Origin of the sequence: Streptomyces sp. NPDC002130, assembly GCF_040296465.1 — a bacterium.
Lineage (GTDB): Bacteria > Actinomycetota > Actinomycetes > Streptomycetales > Streptomycetaceae > Streptomyces.
Window position 1 is genome coordinate 1 of the sequence record NZ_JBEOXI010000493.1, and the last position, 2,958, is coordinate 2,958.

A 2,958-nucleotide genomic window follows, 5' to 3' on the forward strand; every position below is an offset into this window, starting at 1 on the left:
GCCACGGCCGTCTCGTACGCTCGGCTCCGCTCTACCGGTCGAGTGCGGCCGCGCCTCGGCGGACACCTCTTCCGGCAGGCATCCCTCGACCCCCAGCTCCTGCGCGTGGGGACGTTCGCGGAAGCGCCGTCGTACTCGCCCAGGACAGCGGGCGGGACGTACACGCCTCGTGCCCCGCCGGCCGTACCGGCGGGGCACCGCGCTCAGCGTGACGTGCCGGCCATCTCGCGGACCGGTGCGTCCAGCGAGTCCAAGCTGCGCAGGATGTCCTCGACGCGCTGCTTGGCGTCGCCGAAGAGCATCTGGGTGTTCTCGCGGAAGAACAGCGGGTTCTGCACGCCCGCGTAACCGGCGGCCATGGAGCGCTTGAAGACGATCACGTCGGCCGCCTCCCACACGTGCAGGACCGGCATTCCGGCGATGGGACTCGACGGGTTGTCGGTGGCGGCCGGATTGACCGTGTCGTTGGCGCCGATGACCAGGACGACCGAGGTGGCGGCGAAGTCGTCGTTGATCTCGTCCATCTCCAGGACGATGTCGTACGGCACGTTGGCCTCGGCGAGCAGCACGTTCATGTGCCCGGGCAGCCGGCCGGCCACGGGGTGGATGCCGAAGCGCACGTCCACGCCCCGCTCGCGCAGCTTGCGCGCCAGTTCGGCGACCGGGTACTGCGCCTGGGCGACGGCCATGCCGTAGCCCGGCGTGATGATCACCGAGGTGGCGTTGCCGAGGAGTTCCGCGGTCTCCTCGGCGTTGATCTCCCGGTGCTCGCCCTGCTCGCCCTCGTCGGCGGCCGCCGCCGGGGTGCCGAAGCCGCCCGCGATCACCGAGATGAAGGAGCGGTTCATCGCCTTGCACATGATGTACGACAGGTAGGCACCGGAGGAGCCGACCAGCGCGCCGGTGACGATGAGCAGGTTGTTGGAGAGCAGGAAGCCCGAAGCGGCGGCGGCCCAGCCGGAGTAGCTGTTGAGCATGGAGACGACCACCGGCATGTCACCGCCGCCGATGGAGGCGACCAGGTGCGCGCCGAGGGCGAGCGCGATCACCGTGACCGCGATGAGCAGGCCCATGTTCGGGCGGACGACGAACGCCACCGTCAGCGCGACGAACGCGACGAGCGCGCCGATGTTGAGGACGTGCTTGCCGGGGAGCGTCAGCGGGCGGGAGTTGATGCGTGCCGAGAGCTTCAGGTAGGCGACGACCGAACCGGTGAAGGTCACGGCGCCGATGAACACCCCGATGAACACCTCGGCGTGGTGGATGCCCAGCAGCGAACCGGAGAGCTCGGCGTCGACGTCAAGGTAGCCGTTCCAGCCGACGAACGCGGCGGCGAGGCCGACGAGGCTGTGCATGATGGCGATCAGCTCCGGCATGCCGGTCATCTCGACCACCCGGGCCCGCCACAGGCCGATGCCCGCGCCGAGGGCCGTGGCGACGGCGATCAGCACGAGCCCGGTCGCGCTGATGCTGCGGGAGGCGAGCCCGACCGTGGCGGCCAGGGCGACGACCATGCCCGCGATGCCCCAGACGACTCCGGAGCGGGACGTCTTGTGCTGGGAGAGGCCGGCGAGGCTGAGGATGAACAGCAGCGCCGCGACGACGTAGGCGGCCTGGGCGGCCGTGTCTGTGGTCATCCCTGATCAGCCCTTCGAGAACATGCCGAGCATGCGGCGGGTGACGGCGAATCCGCCGAAGATGTTGATGCTCGCCAGCAGGATCGCGGCGAACGACAGCACGGTCACGGCGGTGTCGCCCTGCCCGATCTGCAGCAGCGCTCCGACCACGACGATGCCGGAGATGGCGTTGGTGACCGACATCAGCGGGGTGTGCAGCGCGTGGTGCACGTTGCCGATGACGTAGAAGCCGATGACGATCGCCAGGACGAACACCGTGAAGTGGCCGAGGAGTTCACCCGGCGAGAAGGCCGTCACCAGGAACAGCGCGAGCGCTCCGGCGCCGACCAGGGCGTACGAGGACCAGGCCGGGCGGGCGGGCTTGGCAGGTGCCTCGGCGGGGGCCGGGTCCGGCTCCTTGGCCCCGCCCGGGGCGGGCGCGGCGGACACCTGGACCGGAGGCGGCGGCCAGGTCTTCTCACCCTCGCGGACCACGGTCATCGACCGCTGCACCACGTCGTCGAAGTCGAGGACGAGCCGGCCGTCCTTGCCCGGGGTGAGCAGCTTCATCAGGTTGACGACGTTCGTGCCGTACAGCTGCGAGGCCTGGGCGGGGAGCCGGCCGGGCAGGTCGGTGTAGCCGATGATCGTCACGTCGTTGTCGGTGACGACCGCCTTGCCGGCGACCGTGCCCTCGACGTTGCCGCCCTGGGCGGCCGCCATGTCGACGATCACGCTGCCGGGCTTCATGCGCGCCACGTCCTCGGCGGTGATCAGCCTCGGCGCGGGACGGCCCGGGATGAGCGCGGTGGTGATGATGATGTCGACGTCGGCGGCCTGCTCGGCGTAGAGCTCGGCGGCCAGCCGGTTGTAGTCGTCCGAGGTGGCCTTGGCGTAGCCGTCGGTGCTCACCTCCTGCTGGGCGCCCACGGTGAGGAACTCCCCGCCCAGGGAGCGCACCTGCTCGGCGACCTCGGGACGGGGGTCGGTGGCGCGGACCACGGCGCCGAGGCTGCGGGCCGCGCCGACCGCGGCGAGCCCGGCCACTCCGGCCCCGGCCACCAGCACCTTGGCGGGCGGCACCTTGCCGGCGGCGGTGACCTGGCCGGTGAAGAAGCGTCCGAAGGCGTGCGCGGCCTCGACCACGGCCCGGTATCCGGCGATGTTCGCCATCGAGCTGAGGACGTCCAGCGACTGGGCACGCGAGATGCGCGGCACGGCGTCCATGGCGAGCACGGTGATCGGACGCCGTGCCAGTTCCTCGACCAGGTCCGGATTGAAGGCGGGGCTGACCAGCGCGATCAGTGTCGCCCCGTCGCGCAGCCGGCCGATCTCCTCGGTC

The 2,958-nt window shown here is 71.0% G+C and carries 2 protein-coding genes; both read right to left on the bottom strand.

The features are described from left to right. Positions 1–203 precede the first annotated feature (203 nt). Positions 204–1,637, bottom strand: a complete 1,434-nt coding sequence (gene pntB / locus ABT116_RS41625; RefSeq protein WP_351645531.1) for a Re/Si-specific NAD(P)(+) transhydrogenase subunit beta — start codon at positions 1,635–1,637, stop codon at positions 204–206. A 6-nt stretch (positions 1,638–1,643) separates the two neighbouring features. Further along, the coding region (locus ABT116_RS41630) for a Re/Si-specific NAD(P)(+) transhydrogenase subunit alpha (protein WP_351645535.1) at positions 1,644–2,958 on the bottom strand (1,315 nt) is incomplete at its 5' end.

Excerpts from the sequence above, each read along its gene's own strand:
- pntB (WP_351645531.1), bottom strand. The coding sequence starts at position 1,637 with ATGACCACAGACACGGCCGCCCAGGCCGCCTACGTCGTCGCGGCGCTG.